At 68.2% G+C, this 22,056-nt stretch carries 22 protein-coding genes and 1 tRNA gene; 17 read left to right on the top strand and 6 right to left on the bottom strand.

Going from position 1 to position 22,056, the window contains the following annotated elements:
• Window positions 1-38: 38 nt before the first annotated feature.
• Both NJQ99_RS05460 and NJQ99_RS05455 read left to right on the top strand, forming a co-directional pair.
• Window positions 39-641, top strand: coding sequence for a uracil-DNA glycosylase family protein (locus NJQ99_RS05460; protein ID WP_269331777.1), 603 nt, complete (start codon window positions 39-41; stop codon window positions 639-641).
• Complete coding sequence (locus NJQ99_RS05455; protein WP_269331776.1) at window positions 629-1,606, top strand: alpha/beta hydrolase; 978 nt, start codon at window positions 629-631, stop codon at window positions 1,604-1,606. The genes NJQ99_RS05460 and NJQ99_RS05455 overlap by 13 nt, the downstream gene beginning before the upstream one ends.
• Here the strand turns inward: NJQ99_RS05455 and queF are convergent.
• The 6 genes from queF to gph all read right to left on the bottom strand — a co-directional run bounded on the left by queF (window position 1,588) and on the right by gph (window position 4,791).
• Window positions 1,588-2,049, bottom strand: coding sequence for a preQ(1) synthase (gene queF, locus NJQ99_RS05450; protein WP_269331775.1), 462 nt, complete (start codon window positions 2,047-2,049; stop codon window positions 1,588-1,590). The two genes, NJQ99_RS05455 and queF, sit on opposite strands and share 19 nt — an antisense overlap.
• Entirely contained in the window at window positions 2,046-2,444 is a 399-nt protein-coding gene (locus NJQ99_RS05445) for a 6-pyruvoyl trahydropterin synthase family protein (protein ID WP_269331774.1), read from the bottom strand. Before NJQ99_RS05445 ends, queF begins: the two co-directional genes overlap by 4 nt.
• The gene (gene queE / locus NJQ99_RS05440; protein WP_269331773.1) at window positions 2,441-3,076 is read right to left on the bottom strand and encodes a 7-carboxy-7-deazaguanine synthase; all 636 of its coding nucleotides are present in this window, start codon (window positions 3,074-3,076) and stop codon (window positions 2,441-2,443) included. The genes NJQ99_RS05445 and queE overlap by 4 nt, the downstream gene beginning before the upstream one ends.
• Window positions 3,073-3,825 (bottom strand): 7-cyano-7-deazaguanine synthase QueC, encoded by a 753-nt coding sequence (queC, locus tag NJQ99_RS05435; RefSeq protein WP_269331772.1) that lies wholly within the window; start codon window positions 3,823-3,825, stop codon window positions 3,073-3,075. Before queC ends, queE begins: the two co-directional genes overlap by 4 nt.
• Window positions 3,826-3,979: 154 nt before the next feature.
• A tRNA-Val gene (locus tag NJQ99_RS05430) sits at window positions 3,980-4,055 on the bottom strand.
• A gap of 37 nt (window positions 4,056-4,092) precedes the next feature.
• Entirely contained in the window at window positions 4,093-4,791 is a 699-nt protein-coding gene (gene gph / locus NJQ99_RS05425) for a phosphoglycolate phosphatase (RefSeq protein ID WP_269331771.1), read from the bottom strand.
• Between the two features lie 169 nt (window positions 4,792-4,960).
• Here gph and glmU point away from each other — a divergent pair, with 169 nt between their 5' ends.
• The 15 genes from glmU to NJQ99_RS05350 all read left to right on the top strand — a co-directional run bounded on the left by glmU (window position 4,961) and on the right by NJQ99_RS05350 (window position 21,913).
• On the top strand, window positions 4,961-6,328 hold the full coding sequence (gene glmU / locus NJQ99_RS05420) for a bifunctional UDP-N-acetylglucosamine diphosphorylase/glucosamine-1-phosphate N-acetyltransferase GlmU (RefSeq protein ID WP_269331770.1): 1,368 nt from the start codon (window positions 4,961-4,963) through the stop codon (window positions 6,326-6,328).
• A gap of 52 nt (window positions 6,329-6,380) precedes the next feature.
• Window positions 6,381-8,204 carry a glutamine--fructose-6-phosphate transaminase (isomerizing) gene (gene glmS / locus NJQ99_RS05415; protein ID WP_269331769.1) on the top strand — a complete coding sequence of 608 codons (1,824 nt, stop codon included), beginning with the start codon at window positions 6,381-6,383 and terminating at the stop codon, window positions 8,202-8,204.
• An 86-nt stretch (window positions 8,205-8,290) separates the two neighbouring features.
• Window positions 8,291-8,884 (top strand): cold-shock protein, encoded by a 594-nt coding sequence (locus NJQ99_RS16275; protein ID WP_331283261.1) that lies wholly within the window; start codon window positions 8,291-8,293, stop codon window positions 8,882-8,884.
• Window positions 8,868-9,179: a hypothetical protein gene (locus NJQ99_RS05405; RefSeq protein ID WP_269331768.1), complete on the top strand. Its 312-nt coding sequence runs from the start codon at window positions 8,868-8,870 to the stop codon at window positions 9,177-9,179. The genes NJQ99_RS16275 and NJQ99_RS05405 overlap by 17 nt, the downstream gene beginning before the upstream one ends.
• Window positions 9,180-9,321: 142 nt before the next feature.
• The gene (gene gabD, locus NJQ99_RS05400) at window positions 9,322-10,782 is read left to right on the top strand and encodes an NADP-dependent succinate-semialdehyde dehydrogenase (protein WP_269332082.1); all 1,461 of its coding nucleotides are present in this window, start codon (window positions 9,322-9,324) and stop codon (window positions 10,780-10,782) included.
• A 3-nt stretch (window positions 10,783-10,785) separates the two neighbouring features.
• Window positions 10,786-11,484 (top strand): ribose-5-phosphate isomerase RpiA, encoded by a 699-nt coding sequence (gene rpiA, locus NJQ99_RS05395; RefSeq protein WP_269331767.1) that lies wholly within the window; start codon window positions 10,786-10,788, stop codon window positions 11,482-11,484.
• A gap of 39 nt (window positions 11,485-11,523) precedes the next feature.
• Complete coding sequence (gor, locus tag NJQ99_RS05390) at window positions 11,524-12,909, top strand: glutathione-disulfide reductase (RefSeq protein ID WP_269331766.1); 1,386 nt, start codon at window positions 11,524-11,526, stop codon at window positions 12,907-12,909.
• 104 nt (window positions 12,910-13,013) lie between these two features.
• Window positions 13,014-14,384 (top strand): class II 3-deoxy-7-phosphoheptulonate synthase, encoded by a 1,371-nt coding sequence (locus NJQ99_RS05385; RefSeq protein WP_269331765.1) that lies wholly within the window; start codon window positions 13,014-13,016, stop codon window positions 14,382-14,384.
• 84 nt (window positions 14,385-14,468) lie between these two features.
• Window positions 14,469-16,136, top strand: a complete 1,668-nt coding sequence (locus NJQ99_RS05380; protein WP_269331764.1) for an NAD+ synthase — start codon at window positions 14,469-14,471, stop codon at window positions 16,134-16,136.
• Between the two features lie 88 nt (window positions 16,137-16,224).
• A complete protein-coding gene (gene gltX / locus NJQ99_RS05375) occupies window positions 16,225-17,568 on the top strand; it encodes a glutamate--tRNA ligase (RefSeq protein ID WP_269331763.1) in 1,344 nt (447 codons plus the stop codon).
• A gap of 49 nt (window positions 17,569-17,617) precedes the next feature.
• The gene (mce, locus tag NJQ99_RS05370; protein ID WP_269331762.1) at window positions 17,618-18,022 is read left to right on the top strand and encodes a methylmalonyl-CoA epimerase; all 405 of its coding nucleotides are present in this window, start codon (window positions 17,618-17,620) and stop codon (window positions 18,020-18,022) included.
• A 27-nt stretch (window positions 18,023-18,049) separates the two neighbouring features.
• Window positions 18,050-18,319: a DUF1467 family protein gene (locus NJQ99_RS05365; protein WP_269331761.1), complete on the top strand. Its 270-nt coding sequence runs from the start codon at window positions 18,050-18,052 to the stop codon at window positions 18,317-18,319.
• 342 nt (window positions 18,320-18,661) lie between these two features.
• Entirely contained in the window at window positions 18,662-19,984 is a 1,323-nt protein-coding gene (gene proS / locus NJQ99_RS05360) for a proline--tRNA ligase (protein ID WP_269331760.1), read from the top strand.
• Window positions 19,981-21,237: a lipoprotein-releasing ABC transporter permease subunit gene (locus NJQ99_RS05355; protein WP_269331759.1), complete on the top strand. Its 1,257-nt coding sequence runs from the start codon at window positions 19,981-19,983 to the stop codon at window positions 21,235-21,237. Before proS ends, NJQ99_RS05355 begins: the two co-directional genes overlap by 4 nt.
• Window positions 21,230-21,913 (top strand): ABC transporter ATP-binding protein, encoded by a 684-nt coding sequence (locus NJQ99_RS05350; protein ID WP_269331758.1) that lies wholly within the window; start codon window positions 21,230-21,232, stop codon window positions 21,911-21,913. Before NJQ99_RS05355 ends, NJQ99_RS05350 begins: the two co-directional genes overlap by 8 nt.
• Window positions 21,914-22,056 lie beyond the last annotated feature (143 nt).

The raw sequence follows: 22,056 nt of genomic DNA, 5'->3' as shown, positions 1-22,056 counted from the left end.
TCTTGATTTCGCCGCGTGGCGGGTGAAGTCTCCCGCACATGACCGTTGCGGACGCATCCCATCCGGAATTCGAGTCGCTGCTGGCGCAGGTGCGGGCCTGCCGCGCCTGCGACCTGCCGCACGAGCCGCGGCCGGTGGTGCGCGCCGCAGCCTCTGCGCGCCTGCTGATCGCGGGGCAGGCGCCCGGCACGCGCGTGCATGAAAGCGGCATCCCCTTCGACGACCGCTCGGGCGACCGGTTGCGCGACTGGATGGGCCTGGACCGGGAGACGTTCTACGACACCTCCCGCATCGCCATCGTGCCCATGGGCTTCTGCTTTCCGGGGCAGGATGGGAAGGGCGGCGACCTGCCCCCGCGGCGGGAGTGTGCGCCACTCTGGCGCGCCCGGATCATGGCGGCGCTGCCGCACGTCCAACTGACCCTCGTCATCGGCCAATATGCGCAGGCCTGGCATCTTGGGAAGGCCGCCCGGCCGACGCTGACCGACACGGTCCGGAACTGGCAGGCCTATCTGCCGGATGCGCTGCCGCTGCCGCATCCGTCCTGGCGCAACACCGCCTGGCTCAAGCGCAATCCCTGGTTCGAGGCGGAGGTTCTGCCCGTCCTGCGGCGCGAGGTGAGGCGGTTGTGCGGGTCCTGAGGCTCCTTTTCCTCGCCGGTCTGCTCGCGCTTGCGGCCTGCGCCCAGCCTGTCGTCATGGGCCGGGGAACGCCGAGCGTTCCGGCGAGCACCAATGGCGTGGCCTTCGTGATGCCGGACGGCGCGGCGCTTCCCTATCGGACATGGCAGGCGGAGGGCCCCCGCGCCGTGCTGATCGGTGTGCATGGCCTCAACGATTACTCGGGTGCGTTCCGCTATCCGGGACCGTGGCTCGCGGCGCATGGCGTGACGGTTTACGCCTATGACCAGCGCGGCTTCGGGCAGGCGCCGGGGCGCGGCCTGTGGGCGGGGGAGGCCGCGCTCGCCGCCGACCTGCAGGACGTGATCGCGCTCGTCCGCGCGCGGCATCCGGGCGTGCCGGTCCATGTCGCGGGGCTCAGCATGGGCGGTGCGGTCGCCATGACCGCGCTGTCGGGCGAGGGCGCGCCGCCGGTCGAGGGGCTCATCCTCGTGGCACCCGCCGTGTGGGGACTGGAGACGATGCCGGATTTCTACCGTGCCGCGCTCGACTTCGTGGTGCGCCTCGCCCCCTGGTGGCCGATGACCGGGGACGGCACCGGCATCCGGGCGAGCGACAACATGGAAGCCCTGATCGAGAACGGCCGCGACCCGCTGTTCCTCAAGCAGACGCGCGCCGACGTGGTGTTCGGTTTGGTCCGCCTGATGGATGCCGCGCAGAAGGCCGCGGGCGAGGTGAAGCCCCCGGTGCTGCTGCTCTATGGGAAGAAGGACGCGCTGATCCCGAAGGAGGCGGTAGCACAGGTCGCCGAACGCCTGCCAGAAGGTGCACGCATCGCGCTCTACCCCGACGGCTGGCACATGCTGCTGCGCGACCTGCAGCGCGAGACGGTCTATCAGGATATTCTCGGTTGGATCGGGGCGCCCGGTGCCCCGCTGCCGTCGGGCGCGGAAGTGGGGCCCGGCCTTCAGCCCCTGCCGCGATAGGGCGGCACACCCTGATCGGGGATCCAGACGCCCTTCGGCGGCTCGCCCGTCTGCCAGAACACGTCGATGGGGATGCCCCCGCGGGGATACCAGTAGCCGCCGATGCGCAGCCATTTCGGCCTGGCCGACTCGACGATCCGGCGGCCGACCGCGACGGTGCAATCCTCGTGAAAGGCGCCATGATTGCGGAAAGACTGAAGAAAGAGCTTCAGGCTCTTGGATTCGATCAGGAATTCGTCCGGGATGTAGTCGATGACGAGATGCGCGAAATCCGGCTGGCCCGTCACGGGGCAGAGCGAGGTGAACTCCGGGCACACGAAGCGCGCGACGTAATCCACATCGCGGTGCGGGGCCGGCACGGCCTCCAGCACGGCCTTTTCCGGGCTCTCCGGCGTCTCGACCGCGTGGCCGAGTTGCGTGGTGCGGATTGTCTCGCCGCTCATTCCTCGCCCTCCTCGTACTCTTCCTCGCCGCGGAAGATGCAGGACTCGCCGCAGGAATCGCGGTGAACCGCAACCGCGACCAGCGCGTCGAAATCCTCGATCAGCCGGTCCCAGATCCAGATGGCGATGAGTTCGAGCGTCGGGTAGCCCAGCCCGTCCACATCGTTCAGGAGACGGTGGTCCAGTTCCCTGCGCACCGTCTCCAGCGCGGCTGCCAACTCACCGAAATGCTTGAGCAATCCGGTCTCCGGGTCGGGCATTCCACGCAGCGTGATGACGGCGCGGAAGGAATGGCCGTGCATCCGCCGGTTCGGGCTGTCCTCCCCCGCATAGGGCAGGAAGTGCGCCGCCTCGAAGCGGAATTCCTTCGATATCTCGACGATGGGGCGGGTCATGGGATGCCAAGGATCTTGTGGGTCTGCAGGCTCAGGCGCCATTTCGGATGGGCGAGGCAATAGCCGATGGCGGCCTGCGTGTGAAGCGCGCGGTCCGGCCCGTCCATGGGCTGCAGGTAGAAGGCCGCGAAGTCCAGCCCCTCGAACCGCTCCGGCAGCGCGTCGGCCTGGGGGTAGACGAGCTTCAGTTCGTGCCCGCGCGTCTGCACGACGGGTGCGGCGGCCTTCGGGCTGACGCAGATCCAGTCGATGCCGTCGGGCGCGGCGATCGTGCCGTTCGTTTCCACCGCGATCTCGAACCCGCGCGCGTGCAGCGCATCGATGAGGGGCGCGTCGAGCTGCAGCAGGGGCTCACCGCCCGTGCACACGACGTAAGGGGCGCCGCCCGCTTCCCCCGGCCATGCCGTCGCCACGGCGTCGGCGAGTGCATCGGCAGACCGGAACTTGCCGCCGCCGGGGCCGTCGGTGCCCACGAAGTCCGTGTCGCAGAAGGTGCAGACCGCGCTCGCCCGGTCGCGCTCCAGCCCCGACCACAGGTTGCAGCCGGCAAAGCGCAGGAACACAGCGGGACGCCCAGCGCGCGCGCCTTCGCCTTGCAGCGTGTAGAAGATCTCCTTCACCTGGTAGGTCATCGCGCAGCCGTCCAGCGGTCCCAGCCCGCGGCGCGCAGTTCGCACGCCGGGCACCTTCCGCAGCCATAGCCCCAGTCGTGGCGCGTCGTGCGGTCGCCGAGGTAGCAGGTGTGCGTCTCCTCCGCGATCAGTGCGACCAGCGCCGCGCCGCCCAGCGCGTCCGCCATCTCCCACGTCCGGGCCTTGTCGATCCACATGAGCGGCGTGTGCACGGTCACCCGCGCATCGAGGCCCAGCGAGAGGGCAACCTGCAACGCCTTCAGCGTGTCGTCGCGGCAGTCGGGGTAGCCGGAATAGTCCGTCTCGCACATGCCGCCGACGAGGTGCCGGGTGCTCCGCCGGTAGCCCAGTGCAGCCGCCAGCGTGAAGAACAGGAGGTTGCGCCCCGGCACGAAGGTCGAGGGCAGGCCCGCTTCCGTCATCTCGATCTCGCGGTCGCGGGTCAGCGCCGTCTCGCTCACCGCGCCCAGCACGCCGAGATCGAGCATGTGATCGGGGCCGAGCTTCCGGCCCCACGCGGGAAACGCGCGCTTCAGGCCGTCGAGAAAGCGCCCGCGCACCTCAAGCTCGACCTTGTGACGCTGGCCATAGTCGAAGCCCACGGTCTCCACATGCGCGAAGGTGTCGAGCGCCCAGGCAAGGCACGTCGCCGAATCCTGCCCGCCCGAGAACAGCACCAGCGCCGAGTGCGCCGATAATCCCCCGGCGAGGGTGTCGGTGGCATGCTTCTGGGGTGTTGTCTCGCTCATGTTCGCTGCCTTCGCGCGCCTCCTGGCCCAGCCGCGGGGCCGATGCTCATGGGCGCGATATCGCGTCCCGCGCCCCGGTGTGCAAGACGGCTCCGCGCCCGCGCCCCTCCGCTTCGGGGGCGCACGGGTCGTAGGGTCCGGCGCGGGTGAGGGATGGTGGGCGATGCTGGACTCGAACCAGCGACCCCTGCGATGTGAACACAGTGCTCTACCAACTGAGCTAATCGCCCTCAGCGGCGCGTGCTTTAAGCCAGCGCGCGCCCCGCGTCAAGCCGCCGAACGCGCAAGACGCGCCAATGCGTCCGCCAGCTCGGCGAAATCGTCGATCACCGCATCGGCGCCGAGGGCATGGGCCGGCGTCACCGTGTAGCCGAAACTGACCGCGATCACCGGGATTCCAGCCGCGCGTGCAGTCTTCACGTCTGTTTCGCTGTCCCCGATCAGGACGGCGGAGGCAGGCTCTCCCCCCATGCGGCGTATCGTTTCGAACAGGTGGCCGGGGTCGGGCTTTCGGGCGGGCACGGAATCGGCGCCGACGATCGCTTCGAAGCGGTCGGCGAGGTTCAGTGCCCGCATCAGCCCGTCGGTCAGCACCTGCGGCTTGTTGGTGCAGATGCCCGTGCGCGCGCCTTGTGCCCGGAAAGTCTCAACCGTTTCAACGGCATTGGGGAAAGGGCGGCTGCCCGCGCAGATGTTGTCGCCATAATAGGCAAGGAAGCGGGCGAAATAGTCGTCGAGGATCTCGGGCCGCTCCTCCGGCGCCCCGGTGAGCGTCAGGCCCCGCTCGATGGCGACGCGCGCACCGCGCCCGACAAGCTGGCGTACCTCTTGCAAATCGACCGGGCGGCGGCCTGCATGATCCAGGACATGGTTCAGCGCCGCCGCGAGATCGGGGGCGGTGTCGACCAGCGTGCCGTCGAGATCGAAGACGATGCTGGAAAAGGGCAGGCCTGCTGGAAGGCTCACGCGCGTGCTCCATTAACCCCGATTTACGGAAATGCTGTCATTCTCCGGTAACAGCACGATTGGCAACCGTCACGGAAACGGTGAGAAACCAAGATTGATTTCGCAAGCGCAGGCGCCTTCGACAAGGTGTATTCGCGCAGGACAGGTCTGAGAACGGAAACGCGCCCCCATGGACACAAAGTTTGCCCGCACGCCGCTCAGCTGCATCGTCCTTGCCGCCGGCAAGGGCACGCGCATGAAGTCGGACACGCCCAAGGTCCTGCACCGGCTGGCGGGGCGCGCCATGCTCGACCATGTGCTCGACCTGTGCGGAACGCTTGAGGCGCAGCGGACAGTGGTTGTCGTGGGGCATGGCGGAGAGGCCGTCGCGCAGGCCGCCGCGGCGCACCCGGTCGCGGCCGAAACCGCGGTGCAGGAGCCGCAGCTCGGCACCGCGCACGCCGTCGGCAAGGCCGAACCGCTGGTAAAGGGTGCCGCGGGCGACGTGCTGGTTCTTTATGCCGATACCCCGCTCATCACGGCGCAATCGATCGAGGACATGCGCGTGCAGCGCGCCGCGGGCGCGTCGGTCGTCGTCCTCGGCTTCCGTCCCGACGATCCGGGCGCCTATGGCCGCCTGATCCTCGACGGCGAGGGGCGTCTCGACCGCATCGTGGAGGCGAAGGACGCCAACGCCGACGAACTTGCCGTCGATCTCTGCAATTCCGGCGTCATGCTGGTGGACGGCGCGAAGGTCTGGGACCTAGTGGACCGGGTCGGCAATGCGAACGCCAAGGGCGAGTTCTACCTGACCGACATCGTCGGCATCGCGCGGGAGCAGGGCCTTTCCTGCGCCGTGGTCGAGGCGGACGAGACCGAGGTGTTGGGCGTCAACAGCCGCGTGGAACTGGCCGAAGCCGAAGGCATCCTGCAGGAGCGTCTGTGCCGTCGCGCGATGGAGGAGGGGGCGACCATGCTCGACCCCGCGTCCGTGCACCTCTCCTGGGATACGCAGATCGGCCGCGACGTGGTGATAGGCCCGAACGTGGTCTTCGGTCCCGGCGTCGTGATCGAGGATCACGTGGAAATCCGCGCGTTCTGCCATCTGGAAGGTGCGCGCGTCGCGTCCGGCGCGACTGTCGGGCCCTTCGCCCGTCTGCGCCCGGGGGCGGAGATCGGCGTGGACGCGCACATCGGGAATTTCGTCGAGATCAAGAAGGCACGGATCGAGGAGGGTGCGAAGGTGAACCACCTCTCCTATATCGGGGACGCCCGGGTGGGCGCGCGCGCCAACATCGGGGCGGGTACCATCACCTGCAACTACGACGGCTTCACCAAGAGCCACACGGACATCGGCGCGGGCGCCTTCATCGGCTCCGACACGCTGCTGATCGCGCCGGTGGCCATCGCGGACGGGGCGTATACCGGCTCCGGGACCGTGGTGACGAAGGACGTGCCGCGCGACGCCCTCGCCGTGTCGCGGCCCGACCTGAAGATCATCGACGGCTGGGCGGCGCGCCATCGCGCCCGCAAGCAGCAGCGCAAGAAGGCGGGCTGACCGGCCCGACCAGGAAAATCGAGACGGCGTACGAACAAGGGAACGATACAAGATGTGCGGTATTGTCGGCATTCTCGGCAAGGGTGACGTGGCCCCCCGCCTGGTTGAGGCGTTGAAGCGGCTCGAATACCGGGGATACGATTCCGCGGGCGTGGCGACCGTCGTGAACGGGCATATCGAGCGGCGGCGCGCCTCCGGCAAGCTCGGCAATCTCGCAGGGATGCTGCAGCAGGCGCCGATCTCCGGCGCGGTCGGCATCGGCCACACCCGCTGGGCCACGCACGGCAGCCCGACCGAAGGCAACGCGCATCCGCACGCCACGGACCGCGTAGCCGTCGTCCACAACGGCATCATCGAGAACTTCCGCGCACTGCGCCGGGAGCTCGAGGCCGAAGGCGCGGCGTTCGCCAGCGAGACCGACACGGAGACCGTCGTCCACCTGGTCACCAAGTACCTGAACGCCGGCCTCACGCCGCAGGACGCGGCGGCGGCAACCCTGTCGCGGCTGGAAGGGGCGTTCGCGCTCGCCTTCATCTTCCGGGGCGAGCATGACCTGATGGTCGCCGCCCGGCGCGGCAGCCCGCTCGCCATCGGCTGGGGCGAGGGGGAGATGTACGTGGGTTCCGACGCGCTCGCGCTCGCGCCGATGACCAACCGCGTGACCTATCTGGAGGATGGCGACTGGGCGGTTCTGACCCGCGAAGGCGCCGTGATCCATGACGAGGCCGGCAACCGGGTCGAGCGGCCGGTGAAGGTGGTTTCCGTCTCGTCCGTCCTGGTCGACAAGGGCAACCACCGCCACTTCATGGCGAAGGAAATCCACGAGCAGCCGGAAGTCGTAGGCCACACGCTGTCGACCTTCTACCGCCCGATGACGGAGACGGTGGAGCTTCCCGCCGCGCCCTACGACTGGGCGGCGCTGCCGAAGGTCACGATGGTAGCTTGCGGCACGGCGCATTTCGCCTGCGCGGTCGCGAAATACTGGTTCGAGCAGGTGGCGCGCCTGCCCGCCGAGACCGACATCGCGTCGGAGTTCCGTTACCGCAACCCGCCGCTCGTCAAGGGCGGGCTGTCGATCTTCGTCTCCCAGTCGGGAGAGACCATCGACACGCTGACCGCGCTGCGGCTCGCCAAGGAGCAGGGCCAGCACATCGCCGGCATCGTCAACGTGCCGGAAAGCGCGATTGCGCGGGAATCGGACGTGCTCTATCCGACCAACGCGGGGCCGGAGATCGGGGTCGCCTCGACCAAGGCTTTTACCTGCCAGCTCACCACGCTCGCCCTGCTCGCCATCGCTGCGGGGGAGGCGCGCGGGTCCATCGACGCGGACGAGCGCAAGCGGCTGACGCGCACGCTCGCCGAACTGCCGCGCCTGATGAACGTGGCCCTGCACCTCGACGAGGTAATGGGCGAGGTGGCGCACGACCTCGCCAAGGCGCGCGACGTGCTCTACCTGGGGCGTGGGGCGATGTACCCGCTGGCGCTCGAAGGGGCGCTGAAGCTCAAGGAAATCAGCTACATCCATGCCGAGGGCTATGCCTCTGGCGAGCTGAAGCACGGCCCCATCGCGCTGATCGACGAGAACGTGCCGGTGATCGTGCTCGCGCCGTCGGACGAGCTGTTCGACAAGACCGTCTCCAACATGCAGGAGGTGATGGCGCGCGGCGGCCGCGTGATCCTCATCACCGACAAGACGGGGGCGGAGCGTGCGGGCGACAGCGCCTGGCACACCATCGTCATGCCGGACGCCGACCCGTTCGTGGCGCCCATTCTCTATTCGATCCCGATCCAGCTTCTCGCCTATCACACGGCGGTGGCGAAGGGGACCGACGTGGACCAGCCGCGCAATCTCGCCAAGTCCGTCACCGTCGAATAACCCACGCGCCCAAGGTTTTGCGCGCGGCCTTGTGACGGTCTATAGTGTGCAAGACTTTGGGACTGCATGGGAGTGCATGGGCAGACATGGGAAAATCCAGGTCGGAAGACCCTTCGCAGTTCCTGTCGGGAGGGGCTGCCGCGCGTGGCCCCGACCGTCCCGCCGTGCGCGGGCGCATCAAGTTCCTCAATGCCGCGAAGGGCTATGCCTTCATCTCGCCGGACGACGGCGGGCCGGATGTCTTCGTCCATCTGAGCGCGCTCGACGCCGGCGCAGTGCGACCCGGTGCGCGTGTCATGATTCCCGGCGCGGGCGTGGCGGGTGGCGACGAAGATGACAGCCCCTCGCTCCCCGCGAGCGACGATCAGCCCCGTTTGAAGCTGCGCGGACCGGGCCGCACCCTCGTTGCCAAGCTGGCGCGGGCGCGCGGCGAACAGGCGATCCCGCCGGAGGCCGTGGAGGCCGCGCTCGCCGCCGCGCAGCCCGGGCACGATGGCGAGGAAGCCATGGCTACCCTGCTGCTGAGCGTCAGCGCCGCGCACGCGCAACGCACCGAGAAGGCGCTTCGGCTTTCGATGAAGCGCGTGGACGCCAACCGGGCGGAGATTGCGGCAATTCTCGGGGGCCTGCCGCCGTTGGACGACGGGGAAGGGGGGCGCGGGCGTGGGCTGGCTCGATAGTCTCACCACGCTCAACAAGAGGCTCGCGACCCTGTTCGACCGGATCGAGGACCAGGCGAAGCAGGTCGAGGGGCTGTCTTCGGATCTCAAGCAGGTGACGATCCACGTGGCCCAGCTTCAGGGCGCGATGGCGAACAGCGCCAATCCCGAGATCATGCGCCAGCTTGCCGACCTGCAGGCCCGCGTCGCCCGGCTGGAGGCCGAGGCGGTGCGCACGCGGCGCTCGCCCGACGCCCGCCTCGACGGCAGCGACGGGGCCATGTACCTGCCCGGCAACCGCGACGATATGCCCTGAGGCGTGCGGCTCCGCAGGCGTGCGGGAACGTCGCATCGCCTATCCCCGCCTTCGCCTTTGACTTCGCGCGCGGCCCGGCTAGGCTCACGCCCGAAGTTTTGAAGGACAAGGGTCCCGCCAACGCGGACCGGGAGGGATGACGATGACCACACTCAAGCTCAACGACCCCAAGCTGCTGCGCCAGCAGTGCTACATCAACGGCAAGTGGGTCGACGCGGACAGCGGCAAGACCTTCGAGGTCACGAACCCAGCGACGGGCGAGGTCATCGCGACCGTGCCGGACATGGGCGTTGACGAGACGCGCCGCGCCATCGCGGCTGCCGACGCCGCGTGGGGCGCATGGCGCGCGAAGACCGCGAAGGAGCGCGCGGTCGTGCTGCGCCGCTGGTTCGACCTGATGATGGCGAACCAGGACGACCTCGCCGCCATCATGACGGCGGAGCAGGGAAAGCCGCTGGCCGAAGCCAAGGGCGAGGTGGCCTACGCCGCCTCCTTCATCGAGTGGTTCGGCGAGGAAGGAAAGCGCGTCTACGGCGACACGATCCCCGGCCACCAGGCCGACAAGCGCATCGTCGTCATCAAGCAGCCGATCGGTGTCTGTGCCGCGATCACGCCGTGGAACTTCCCCGCCGCGATGATCACGCGCAAGGCGGGTCCTGCGCTCGCCGCGGGCTGCCCGATGGTGCTGAAGCCCGCCTCCGCGACGCCGCTGTCGGCGCTGGCGCTTGCAGAACTCGCGGAACGGGCGGGTGTGCCTGCGGGCATCTTCTCCGTCGTCACGGGTTCGGCCCGCAAGATCGGTGCGGAGATGACCGGCAACCCCACCGTGCGCAAGCTGACCTTCACCGGCTCGACCGAGATCGGCAAGGTGCTGATGGAGCAATGCGCGGCGACCGTGAAGAAGGTCTCGATGGAGCTTGGCGGCAACGCGCCCTTCATCGTGTTCGACGATGCCGACCTCGACGCCGCGGTCGAGGGGGCGATTGCGTCGAAGTACCGCAACATGGGCCAGACCTGCGTGTGCGCGAACCGGATCTATGTGCAGGCGGGTGTCTACGACGCCTTCGCGGAGAAGCTTTCGGCGGCCGTGAAGAAGCTCAAGGTCGGCAGCGGCTTCGAGGAGGGCGTGACGCAAGGTCCGCTGATCGACATGGCGGCCGTGGAGAAGGTGGAGGAGCATATCGCCGACGCCACCTCCAAGGGCGCCAAGATCGTGCTGGGCGGCAAGCGCAGCGACCTCGGCCACAGCTTCTTCGAACCGACGGTCCTCACCGGCGTGACCCAGGACATGAAGGTCGCGCGCGAGGAGACGTTCGGCCCCGTCGCGCCGCTCTTCCGGTTCGAGACGGACGAGGAGGTGATCGGCCTCGCCAACGACACGGAATTCGGCCTTGCCGCCTATTTCTACGCCCGCGACATCGGGCGGGTCTGGCGCGTGGCCGAGGGGGTCGAGTACGGCATCGTCGGCATCAACACCGGCATCATCTCGACCGAGGTCGCGCCCTTCGGCGGCGTGAAGGAATCGGGTGTGGGCCGCGAGGGCTCCCACTACGGGATAGAGGATTATCTGGAGGTGAAATACCTCTGCATGGGCGGGATCTGACACATGAGCGCAGACGACGACAAGAAGGCCGCGGCGCGCCGCGCGCTGGAGTGGGTGAAGCCGGGCATGCGCCTCGGCCTCGGCACCGGCTCCACGGCGGAGAAGTTCGTGGCCGCCCTGGGCGATAAGGTGGCCCAGGGCCTCGACGTCGTCTGCGTCCCGACGTCGGAGCGGACGGCGGCGCAGGCCGCCGCCCTCTCCATCCCGCTGACCACGCTGGAGGACACGCCGCAACTCGACCTCACCGTGGACGGCGCGGACGAGGTGGACGGGGCGCTGCGCCTGATCAAGGGCGGTGGCGGCGCGCTGCTGCGCGAAAAGATCGTGGCCGCGGCCTCGACCTCCATGCTGGTGATCGCGGACGGATCGAAACTGGTAGACCGGCTGGGCAAGTTTCCCCTGCCGGTCGAGGTGGTGCCCTTCGGGCTCGGCGCCACGCGCATCCTCGTCGGCCGCGCGCTGAGCGACTGCGGCATCGACGGCGCGCCCGTGATCCTGCGCACCGATACCGAGGGCGCGCCCTTCGTGACCGATGGCGGGCACTACATCCTCGACTGCGCGTGCGAGGCGATCCCGGACGCCGAGGCGCTGGCGGATGCCCTCGTTGCCATTCCGGGCGTCGTGGAGCACGGGCTCTTCCTCGGCCTCTGCGACACGGTCGTGATCGGGGCGGGGGGTGAAACCCGCGTGCTGACAGCCTAGGTAGGCCAGCAGGCTCTTTTCAGGCAGGAGAAGCGGGCGATGGTGTCTTACGACTACGATCTCTTCGTGATCGGCGGCGGTTCCGGCGGCGTGCGTGGGGCGCGCATGGCGGCGAAGGCCGGAAAGCGCGTCGCCATCGCGGAGGAGTATCGCTACGGCGGAACCTGCGTGATCCGGGGCTGCGTGCCGAAGAAGCTGTTCGTCTACGCCTCCCACTTCGCCGATGCGTTCGAGGATGCGGCGGGCTATGGCTGGTCCGTGGGGGAGCGATCGTTCGACTGGCCGACGCTGATCGCCAACAAGGACAAGGAGATCGCGCGGCTCGAAGGGCTCTACAAGGGCAATCTCGGCAAGGCGGGGGCTGAGGTCTTCGATTGCCGGGCCGAACTCGTGGACGCGCACACGGTTCGGCTCGTGGGCCTCGGCAAGACCGTGACCGCCGACCAGATCCTGATTGCGACGGGCGGTATCCCCAATCCGCACGCGGCGCTTCCCGGGCACGAGCACTGCATCACCTCGAACGAGGCTTTCCACCTCGACGCCTTGCCGAAGCACATTATGATCGCCGGCGGCGGCTACATCGCGGTGGAGTTCGCGGGCATCTTCCGGGGGCTGGGGTGCGAGGTCACGCTCGTCTACCGCGGGATGGAGATCCTCAACGGCTTCGACGACGACGTGCGCCACATGCTGCACCAGGAAATGGAGGCCCGCGGCATCCGCATCCTCTGCCACCAGGTGTTCGAGAAGATCGAGAGAACGGAGAAGGGCCTGCGCGTCCACCTTTCCGGCGGCGACGTGGCGATGGCCGACCAGGTCATGCTCGCGCTGGGGCGGGACCCGCGCACGGCTGGCCTCGGCCTCGATGCGGCCGGCGTCGAGACCAACCACAAGGGCGCCATCGTGGTCGACGCATATTCGCGGACCTCGCAGGCAAACATCTGGGCCGTGGGCGACGTGACGGACCGCGTGAACCTCACCCCCGTCGCCATTCACGAAGCGATGTGCATGGTCGAGACCGCCTTCAACGGCAATCCGACCCGCCCCGATCACGAGCTGATCCCGACCGCGGTCTTCTCGACGCCCGAGATCGGCACCGTCGGCATGACGGAGGCCGAGGCCAGCCAGGCGCTGGGCGACATCGACATCTACCGCGCACGCTTCCGGCCGATGAAGCACACGCTGTCGGGCCGCGAGGAGCGGATGCTCATGAAGATCGTCGTGGACGCGAAGACGGACCGCGTCGTCGGCCTGCACATCCTGGGCGACGGTGCGGGCGAGATGGCGCAATGCCTCGGCATCGCGGTCAAGATGGGCGCGACCAAGGCGGACTTCGACCGGACCATGGCCGTGCACCCGACGGCCGCGGAAGAACTCGTCACCATGTACGAGCCCAGCGAGAGGATCCGCGCCGAAGCAGCGGAGTAGCGGAGGGCGCGTTTCGTTTGAGATTGCCGGGCGCTTCGGACTATAAGCAGAAGAGGTAGGACAAGTGAAAGGGCGGGCGCGTGCCACGCGCCCGTGATCGTGGCATGGCTGAACAATGGTCTCCCGCAAGCTGGCGCAGCAAGCCGATCCAGCAGGTTCCCGATTATCCGGACGCCGGGCGTCTGTCGGAGGTCGAGGCGACGCTTGCGAAGTATCCGCCGCTCGTTTTCGCCGGCGAGGCGCGTAAGCTCAAGGCAAGCCTCGCGGAGGTTGCGGCGGGCAAGGCGTTCCTGCTGCAGGGCGGCGACTGCGCCGAAAGCTTTGCCGAGTTCCACCCGGACAACATCCGCGACACGTTCCGCGTGCTGCTGCAGATGGCGGTCGTCCTGACCTATGCGGCCAAGTGCCCCGTCGTGAAGGTCGGCCGCATGGCCGGCCAGTTTGCCAAGCCGCGCTCGGCGCCGACGGAGACGCAGGGCGACCGGGAGCTTCCGAGCTACCGCGGCGACATCATCAACTCGATGGATTTCGAGGATGACGGCCGCCAGCCGGACCCCGCGCGCATGCTCCAGGCCTACAGCCAGGCAGCCGCGACGCTGAACCTGATCCGCGCGTTCGCGCAGGGCGGTTATGCCGACCTGCACAACGTCCACCGCTGGACGCTGGGCTTCGTCGACAAGAGCACGGAGGCCGAGCGTTACCGCAAGCTCGCCGACGAGATTTCCGAGGCGCTGGACTTCATGGAAGCCTGCGGCGTCAGCCCGTCGACGGTGCCGCAGCTTCGGCAAACGGACTTCTACACCTCGCACGAGGCGCTGCTGCTGCCTTATGAGCAGGCGATGACGCGCGTCGATTCCACGACCGGCGATTGGTACGACACGTCGGCCCACATGATCTGGATCGGCGACCGCACCCGCCAGCCGGACGGCGCGCATATCGAGTATTGCCGTGGTGTGAAGAACCCCATCGGCATGAAGTGCGGCCCGTCGCTGGAGCCGGACGAACTGATCCGCCTGATCGACCTGCTGAACCCGGAGAACGAGCCGGGCCGCATGACGCTGATCGCGCGCTTCGGCGCCGACAAGGTGACCGACGGCCTGCCGAAGCTGGTGCGCAAGGTCAAGGCCGAGGGGCGCCACGTCGTCTGGTCGTGCGACCCGATGCACGGCAACACGATCAAGGCGTCGACCGGCTACAAGACGCGGCCCTTCGACCGCATCCTGCGCGAGGTGCAGCAGTTCTTCGCCGTCCACCAGGCGGAAGGCACGCATGCAGGCGGCGTGCATTTCGAGATGACGGGGCAGAACGTCACCGAATGTCTGGGCGGCGCGCAGGCCATCGGGGAAGGCGACCTGAGCAAGCGGTACCACACCCATTGCGACCCGCGCCTGAATGCCAGCCAGTCGCTCGACCTCGCGTTCCTGATCGCGGAAGGCCTTGTCGAGGAACGCCGGCAGATCGCAAAGGCGAGCTGAGGCCGAACCATCCATCCACGCCGGGGCGGGGGCTTGCCTTCGTCCCGGCACAGGCCCCAAATCCGGGTACATGACCGCCCGCCCATGACAGACCATCTCCGTATCGCGCTCGTCCAGGCTGATCCGACCGTCGGCGACCTCGCGGGCAATCTGGCGCTCGCACGCGCGGCGAGGGCCGAGGCCGCGGCGGCCGGTGCCGACCTCGTGGTCCTGACGGAGTGCTTCCTGAGCGGCTACCCGCAGGAGGACCTTGTCCTCAAGCCCGCTTTCGTGAAGGCGTGCATGGCGGCGGTCGAGGCGCTGGCGGCGGATACCGCGGACGGCGGGCCGGACGTCGTCGTGGGCGTGCCGTGGGCGGAGAAGGACAAGGTGTTCAACGCCGCGCTGCACCTCGCGGGCGGCGGGATCGAGGCGCGGCGCTTCAAGCACGAACTGCCGAACTATGGCGTGTTCGACGAGCCGCGGGTGTTCGCGCAGGGGCCCTTGCCCGGACCCGTCGGCGTGCGCGGCGTGCGCGTCGGCGTCATGGTCTGCGAGGACATGTGGGCCCCAGACGTGACGGAGTGCCTGGAGGAGACGGGCGCAGAAATCCTCGTCTCCATCAACGCATCTCCCTTCGAGGTGATGAAGCACGACCGCCGCCTGCAGCAGGCCATCGCCCGCGTGACCGAAAGCGGCCTGCCGCTTGTCTACGTCAACCAGCTTGGCGGCCAGGATGAGCTTGTGTTCGACGGCGGCAGCTTCGTGCTGAACGGCGATTGCAGCCTCGCGCACCAGATGCCCGCATGGACCGACGCGATCCGCATCACCGACTGGCGCCGGTCGGGCGACGGCTGGATCTGCGAGACGGGAGAGCGTCCGGCGGTGCCGGAGGGCAATGCCGCGATCTACCAGGCCTGCATGCGGGGCCTGCGCGACTATGTGCGCAAGAACCGTTTTCCCTCGGTCGTCCTCGGCCTCTCGGGCGGCATCGATTCCGCGCTGACCGCGGCCATCGCGGCGGACGCGCTTGGCCCCGACAAGGTCCACACGATCATGCTGCCTTCGCGCTTCACGAGCGGGGTGAGCCTCGAGGACGCCCAGGCCTGCGCCGACGCGCTGGGCGTGCACTACGACACGGTGTCGATTGCCGAGGGCGTGGCGGCGGCGGAGGCCGCGCTCGCGCCGCTCTTCGGCGACCGGCCGCGCGACGTGACGGAAGAGAACCTGCAGAGCCGGATGCGCGGGCTCCTGCTGATGGGCGTCTCCAACAAGCTCGGCTCCATGTTGCTCACGACCGGCAACAAGTCCGAGGTCGCGGTGGGCTACGCCACGCTCTACGGGGACATGTGCGGCGGCTTCAATCCGCTGAAGGACCTCTACAAGACACAGGTCTTCGCGCTGTCGGAGTGGCGCAACCAGAACCGTCCCGAAGGCGCACTCGGCCCCGCGGGCCGCGTCATTCCGCAGCGGATCATAGACAAGCCGCCCACCGCGGAACTGCGCGAGAACCAGAAGGACGAGGATTCGCTTCCCCCCTACGACGTGCTGGACGCGATCCTGCGCGGGCTGGTGGACGAGGATCGCTCGGTCGACGAGGTGACGGCGCGTGGGTTCGACCGGGCGACCGTCGCGCGTATCGAGCACCTGGTCTACATCGCCGAGTACAAGCGCCGCCAGGCCGCGCCGGGGGTCAAGATCTCCCCGCGCAACTTCGGCCGCGACCGCCGTTACCCGATCACCAACGCCTTCCGCGACGCGCGGCAGGGCTAGGCGGGCGCGCCCCCTCGCGCTGCCCGCGCGAAGCCGCTATAAGGCGGCACGAACGTCTTCCTTTGCTCGCACACCGGATGCCTGACCGATGACCGTGACCGTCCGCTTCGCGCCGAGCCCGACAGGGCGCATCCACGTCGGCAATGTCCGCACGGCGCTGCTCAACTGGCTGTTCGCGCGCGCCGCCGGCGGCGGTTTCCTGCTGCGGCTCGACGACACCGACCGGGAACGGTCGACGGAGGAGTTCGCCAAGGGGATCGAGCGCGACCTCGAATGGCTGGGGCTTTCGCACGACGACTTCATGCGCCAGTCGGACCGCATGGCGCGCTATGACGAGGTGCGCGACCTGCTGATTGCGGGGGGGCGTCTCTATCCCTGCTACGAGACCGCCGACGAGCTTGAGCGCAAGCGCAAGCGCCAGCTTGCCCGCGGCCTGCCGCCCGTCTACGACCGCGCCGCGCTGAAGCTGACGGCGGAGGAGAAGGCCGCGTTCGAGGCGGAGGGGCGCACCCCGCACTGGCGCTTCCTCCTCGACCAGGAGGCGACAGGCTGGGCCGACATGATCCGCGGCGACGTCACCATCGACGCGGCTTCGCTGTCGGACCCGGTGTTGATCCGCGCTGACGGCACCTATCTCTACACGCTCTGCTCCGTCGTGGATGACGTCGACAAGAAGATCACCCATGTGATCCGGGGCGAGGACCATGTCGCCAATACCGGTGTGCAGATCCAGATCTTCCGCGCGCTGGGTGCCGCGCCGCCGGCCTTCGGCCATCACCCGCTGCTCGTGAACGCCGACGGCGGCCCCTTGTCCAAGCGGCTCGGCTCGCTCTCCATCGCCTCCATGCGGGAGGAAGGGGTGGAACCGATGGCGCTGTTGTCGCTGCTTGCCAAGCTCGGCACGTCCGACGCGGTCGAGGTGCGGGGAGACCTCGCGACGCTGATCGGGGAGTTCGACATCGGCAAGATCGGCCGCGCGCCTGCCCGCTTCGACATGCGGGAGCTTGAGGCGCTGAACGCAAAGCTCCTGTCCGAGACGCCCTATGCAGCGGTGGCGGAGCGGCTGGAGCGGATGGGTGTGCTCGGCGGCGTCGCCTTCTGGGAAACGGTGCGGGAGAACATCACCCGGATCGACGGCGTGCTCGACTGGTGGGCGGTGGTGAACGAGCCCGTGACCCCGCAGATCGCGGAGGAGGACCGGGAGTTCCTGGCGCTCGCCGCTAGTCTGCTGCCGGAAACCCCTTGGGACCAGGAGACGTGGGGCGCGCTGACGGGCGCGCTCAAGGCGAAGACCGGCCGCAAGGGCAAGGCGCTTTTCCTGCCGCTGCGCAAGGCGCTGACGGGGCGCGAGGCCGGGCCCGAGATGCACCGCCTCCTGCCGCTGATCGAACAGGATCGGGCGCGCGCCCGCCTGCACGGCCGCACCGCCTGACCTATATGACCATCAAGACCTGAAACGGCATTCGAGAGGACCACACGGGATGATCGGGAAGCTGAACCACGTCGCCATCGCCGTTCCCAATGTCGCGGCCGCGGCCGCCGTCTATCGCGGTGCGCTCGGCGCCACCGTGTCGGAGGCGACGCCGCAACCGGACCACGGTGTGACCACGGTGTTCGTGGAACTGCCGAACACCAAGATCGAGCTGCTGGAGCCGCTGGGCGACAACTCCCCGATCGCGAAGTTCCTGGAAAAGAACCCCTCCGGCGGCATGCACCATGTCTGCTACGAGGTGGAGGACATCTATGCCGCCCGCGACCGGCTGAAGGCGGAGGGCGCGCGCGTCCTCGGCGACGGCGAGCCGAAGATCGGGGCGCACGGCAAGCCGGTACTGTTCCTCCATCCGAAGGACTTCTGCGGCACGCTCGTCGAGATCGAGCAGGTCTGACGCACGCGCGGGGGAGCGAGGCCGCCCATGTCCATCGTCGAAGGCATCGTTTCCTTCGCCATCATCTGGTGGGTCGTACTGTTCGCCGTGCTGCCCTGGGGCGTGCGCAGCCAGCATGAACAGGGAACCGTGGATGAGGGGACCGAGCCCGGCGCGCCGGTCGCCGCGCACATGGCGCGCAAGGCGATTGCAACGACCCTCATAGCCCTCGTCATCTGGGGGCTTTATGCCTGGCTCACGACGTCGGGGATCCTGACGCTCGACTCGATTCCGGGCTTCGATCCGGTCGCAAGGTGAGCCGGGCCCGAAGGCAAACGCGCGCGGTAATTGCCCGAAGGCCCGCGCGCGTTTCCGAGTTTATCGGCCGCCGGTTGCTTGTTGTTTGTCCCCGGCGTTCTTCCCTAGACTGAGGCCACCCATCTCGTCGCCTGACCCAGCGGACGGAAACTATCATTTCGTGACGGGTCTGTCAGCCTGCATTTTCGTGCGCGCGCGACGGTTCGCGCGACACGATCTGGGCTGGCGCAAGGCTATCCGGGGCCGCCGCATTTCCGTCCCGCAGGCGTCGCATTGCCTTCGCGCGGTCCATGCCATAAGAACGCCGGCGGACATCGGTTTCGTCACGGACAGGCTCACTCCATGCGACTCACCCGCTATTTCCTGCCCACGCTCAAGGAAACCCCGGCCGAGGCGCAGATCGCCTCGCACCGCTACATGCTGCGCGCCGGCATGGTCCGGCAGGAGGCGGCGGGGATCTATTCCTGGCTGCCGCTGGGTCACGCCGTGCTGAAGAAGATCGAGCAGATCGTGCGCGAGGAGCAGGACCGCGCCGGCTGGGTCGAGATGCTGATGCCGACGATCCAGCCCGCCGACCTGTGGCGCAAGTCCGGCCGCTACGACGACTATGGCAAGGAGATGCTGCGCATCACCGACCGGCACGACCGCGACATGCTCTACGGCCCCACCAACGAGGAGATGATCACCGACATCTTCCGCGCCGCGTCGGTCACCTATCGGGAGTTGCCGAAGTACCTCTACCACATCCAGTGGAAATTCCGCGACGAGGTACGCCCGCGCTTCGGCGTGATGCGGGGCCGCGAGTTCCTGATGAAGGACGCCTATTCCTTCGACGTCTCGAAGGAGGCCGCGCGCCACACCTACAACCGGCAGTTCCTCGCCTATCTGCGCTCCTTCCAGCGCATGGGGCTGACGGCTGTGCCGATGCGCGCGGAAAGCGGTCCCATCGGTGGCGACATGAGCCACGAATTCCTGATCCTGGCGGAGACCGGCGAGAGCCAGGTCTATTTCGACCGCGCCTATCTGGAGATGGACTGGATGGCTTCGGGCGTCGACTACGACGACGTCGGCGGTCTGCAAAAGGCCATCGACGGGTTCACGGCGAATTATGCCGCGACGGACGAGATGCACGACGAGGCTGCCTTCGCCGCCGTGCCGGAAGCGCGCCGCGTTGCTGGCCGCGGCATCGAGGTCGGGCACATCTTCTATTTCGGCACCAAGTATTCCGAGCCGATGGGCGCGAGCGTGCAGGGCCCCGACGGCAAGCCCGTGCCGCTCGAGATGGGCTCCTACGGAATCGGTGTGTCGCGTCTCGTGGGCGGCATCATAGAGGCGAGCCACGACGAGCGCGGCATCGTCTGGCCGGAGCCGGTGGCCCCCTTCAAGGTCGGCCTCGTCAATCTGAAGCAGGGCGACACGGCGGTCGACGCGGCTTGCGAGCAGGCCTACGCCCAGCTTGGAAACGCCGGTGTCGAAGTGCTCTACAACGACGAGGCGGAGCGGGCGGGCGCCAAGTTCGCGGTCATGGACCTGATTGGCCTGCCCTGGCAACTCGTCGTCGGACCCAAGGGACTTGCCGCGGGCGTCGTCGAACTGAAGAACCGCAAGACCGGCCAGGCGGAGGAAATGACGCTCGAGGCCGCCATCGCGCGGCTCTCGGCGTGAGCGCAAGCCGTCCCTTCGGCGCACTGGAGTGGCAGCTTGCGCTGCGCTACCTGCGCTCGCGCCGGCGCGACGGCTTCATCTCCGTCATCGCCGGGTTCTCCTTCCTCGGGATCATGCTCGGGGTGGCCACACTCATCATCGTCATGGCGGTGATGAACGGCTTCCGGATCGAACTCGTTCAGCGCATCCTCGGCGTGAACGGTCATGCCATGGTGTCGGTCTACGGCGGACGGATCGACGACTACGAGACGTTGGCGGAGCGGCTCGGCAGCATCGACGGCATCGTGTCCGCGACCCCCATTGTCGAGGGGCAGGTCATGGCCTCGGCCAACGGGGTCAACAGCGGCGTCCTTGTACGCGCCATGCCGCAAGACAGTCTCGCCCGCCTCGACCTCGTCGCCGGCAATGTGCTGGCTGGCAGTCTCGAGGGCCTTGGGGAGGGCGGTGTTGCCGTGGGCTCCCGCCTGGCGCAGCGGCTCGGCCTGCGTGTGGGCTCCACCCTGACGCTCATCTCGCCGCAGGGCCGCCAGACCGCGTTCGGCACCGCGCCGCGCGTGAAGGGCTATCCCGTTGCAGCCATCTTCGAGATGGGCATGTCGGAGTACGACGGCAGCCTCGTGTTCATGGGGCTCGGGCCCGCGCAGGTCTATTTCCAGGCGGCGGGTGAGGTCACCGGCATCGAGTTGATGGTCGACAATCCCGACCAGGTCGAACGCTACATGCCCTCCGTCTACGACACGATCGGCGGCAACGCGGGCGTCACCACCTGGAAGGAGGCGAACGCGAGTTTCTTCGCGGCGCTGGCAGTCGAGCGGAACGTGATGTTCCTCATCCTCAGCCTCATCATCCTGGTGGCCGCGCTGAACATCATCGCGGGCCTCATCATGCTGGTGAAGGACAAGGGGCACGACATTGCCATCCTGCGCACCATGGGGGCGACGCGCGGCGCGGTGATGCGTGTCTTCTTCATCGCCGGTGCGGCCATCGGCGTTGTGGGCACGCTTGCCGGCCTCGTCATCGGCGTGCTGTTCTGCTGGAACATCGAGGAGATCCGGCAGGCCATCTCGCGCCTGCTGGGCGTGACGCTGTTCGATCCGACGATCTACTTCCTCGCGCGCATGCCGGCCGAACTCGTGGCGGGCGACGTGTTGGGCGTGCTCGTCATGGCGCTGTCGCTGTCCTTCCTGGCCACGCTCTATCCCTCCTGGCGGGCGGCCCGCCTCGATCCGGTAGAGGCGCTGCGCTATGAGTGAGCCCGTTCTCGTGCTTCGCGGCATCCAGCGCGGCTATCGCTCGGGCGAGGCGCGGCTGGAGGTGCTGCGCGGGGCCGATCTCGACATCCGCGCGGGCGAACTTGTGGCGCTCGTCGGCCCATCGGGGTCGGGCAAGTCCACGCTGTTGCACGTCTCGGGCCTGCTCGAACAGCCCGATTCCGGAGAGGTACGGATCGGGGGCGTCGATGCCACGCACCTGGGCGACCGGGAGCGAACGGCGCTGCGGCGGGACCGCATCGGCTTCATCTACCAGTTCCATCACCTCCTGCCGGAGTTCACGGCGCTCGAGAACGCCATGATGCCGCTGCGGCTGGCGGGCAAGCCGGAGGAGGAGGCGGAGACGCGCGCCATCTCCCTGCTGACCGCATTGGGGCTCGAGGCGCGGCTCACCCACCGGCCTGCAGAGCTTTCCGGCGGGGAGCAGCAGCGCGTCGCCATCGCCCGTGCCATCGCCAACCGGCCGGCCCTGCTTCTGGGTGACGAGCCGACCGGAAACCTCGACCCGAGAACCTCCGACAAGGTCTTCGCGGAACTCGTCCGCCTCGCGCGCGAGGAGGGGTTGGGCGCGCTGATCGCCACGCACAACCATGCGCTCGCCCGGCAGATGGACCGGGCGGTGACACTGTCTGCCGGCCGAATCGTTCCGGTGAGCTGAGCGCGGCGCGAGGCGCTTGACGAAGGGCATTTGTTCTCATATCGTTCTTGTGAACACAGCAAGAACGGGAGGGGCAGCCATGCAGTATCATCGGTCAGACCGCGGTCCGCGGGCGGGCGACATCGTCGGGGTACTGGCCATCG

The organism is Futiania mangrovi, from assembly GCF_024158125.1.
Lineage (GTDB): Bacteria > Pseudomonadota > Alphaproteobacteria > Futianiales > Futianiaceae > Futiania > Futiania mangrovi.
Note: the sequence above shows the minus strand (reverse complement) of the source record. Positions and strands in the feature narration are given on the sequence as shown.

Excerpts from the sequence above, each read along its gene's own strand:
- proS (WP_269331760.1), top strand. The coding sequence starts at position 18,662 with ATGCGACTCACCCGCTATTTCCTGCCCACGCTCAAGGAAACCCCGGCC.
- queE (WP_269331773.1), bottom strand. The coding sequence starts at position 3,076 with ATGACCTACCAGGTGAAGGAGATCTTCTACACGCTGCAAGGCGAAGGC.
- NJQ99_RS05460 (WP_269331777.1), top strand. The coding sequence starts at position 39 with ATGACCGTTGCGGACGCATCCCATCCGGAATTCGAGTCGCTGCTGGCG.
- NJQ99_RS05350 (WP_269331758.1), top strand. The coding sequence starts at position 21,230 with ATGAGTGAGCCCGTTCTCGTGCTTCGCGGCATCCAGCGCGGCTATCGC.
- NJQ99_RS16275 (WP_331283261.1), top strand. The coding sequence starts at position 8,291 with ATGGGAAAATCCAGGTCGGAAGACCCTTCGCAGTTCCTGTCGGGAGGG.
- mce (WP_269331762.1), top strand. The coding sequence starts at position 17,618 with ATGATCGGGAAGCTGAACCACGTCGCCATCGCCGTTCCCAATGTCGCG.
- gabD (WP_269332082.1), top strand. The coding sequence starts at position 9,322 with ATGACCACACTCAAGCTCAACGACCCCAAGCTGCTGCGCCAGCAGTGC.
- gor (WP_269331766.1), top strand. The coding sequence starts at position 11,524 with ATGGTGTCTTACGACTACGATCTCTTCGTGATCGGCGGCGGTTCCGGC.
- glmU (WP_269331770.1), top strand. The coding sequence starts at position 4,961 with ATGGACACAAAGTTTGCCCGCACGCCGCTCAGCTGCATCGTCCTTGCC.
- NJQ99_RS05380 (WP_269331764.1), top strand. The coding sequence starts at position 14,469 with ATGACAGACCATCTCCGTATCGCGCTCGTCCAGGCTGATCCGACCGTC.
- NJQ99_RS05445 (WP_269331774.1), bottom strand. The coding sequence starts at position 2,444 with ATGACCCGCCCCATCGTCGAGATATCGAAGGAATTCCGCTTCGAGGCG.
- rpiA (WP_269331767.1), top strand. The coding sequence starts at position 10,786 with ATGAGCGCAGACGACGACAAGAAGGCCGCGGCGCGCCGCGCGCTGGAG.
- glmS (WP_269331769.1), top strand. The coding sequence starts at position 6,381 with ATGTGCGGTATTGTCGGCATTCTCGGCAAGGGTGACGTGGCCCCCCGC.
- queC (WP_269331772.1), bottom strand. The coding sequence starts at position 3,825 with ATGAGCGAGACAACACCCCAGAAGCATGCCACCGACACCCTCGCCGGG.
- queF (WP_269331775.1), bottom strand. The coding sequence starts at position 2,049 with ATGAGCGGCGAGACAATCCGCACCACGCAACTCGGCCACGCGGTCGAG.
- gltX (WP_269331763.1), top strand. The coding sequence starts at position 16,225 with ATGACCGTGACCGTCCGCTTCGCGCCGAGCCCGACAGGGCGCATCCAC.
- NJQ99_RS05365 (WP_269331761.1), top strand. The coding sequence starts at position 18,050 with ATGTCCATCGTCGAAGGCATCGTTTCCTTCGCCATCATCTGGTGGGTC.
- NJQ99_RS05385 (WP_269331765.1), top strand. The coding sequence starts at position 13,014 with ATGGCTGAACAATGGTCTCCCGCAAGCTGGCGCAGCAAGCCGATCCAG.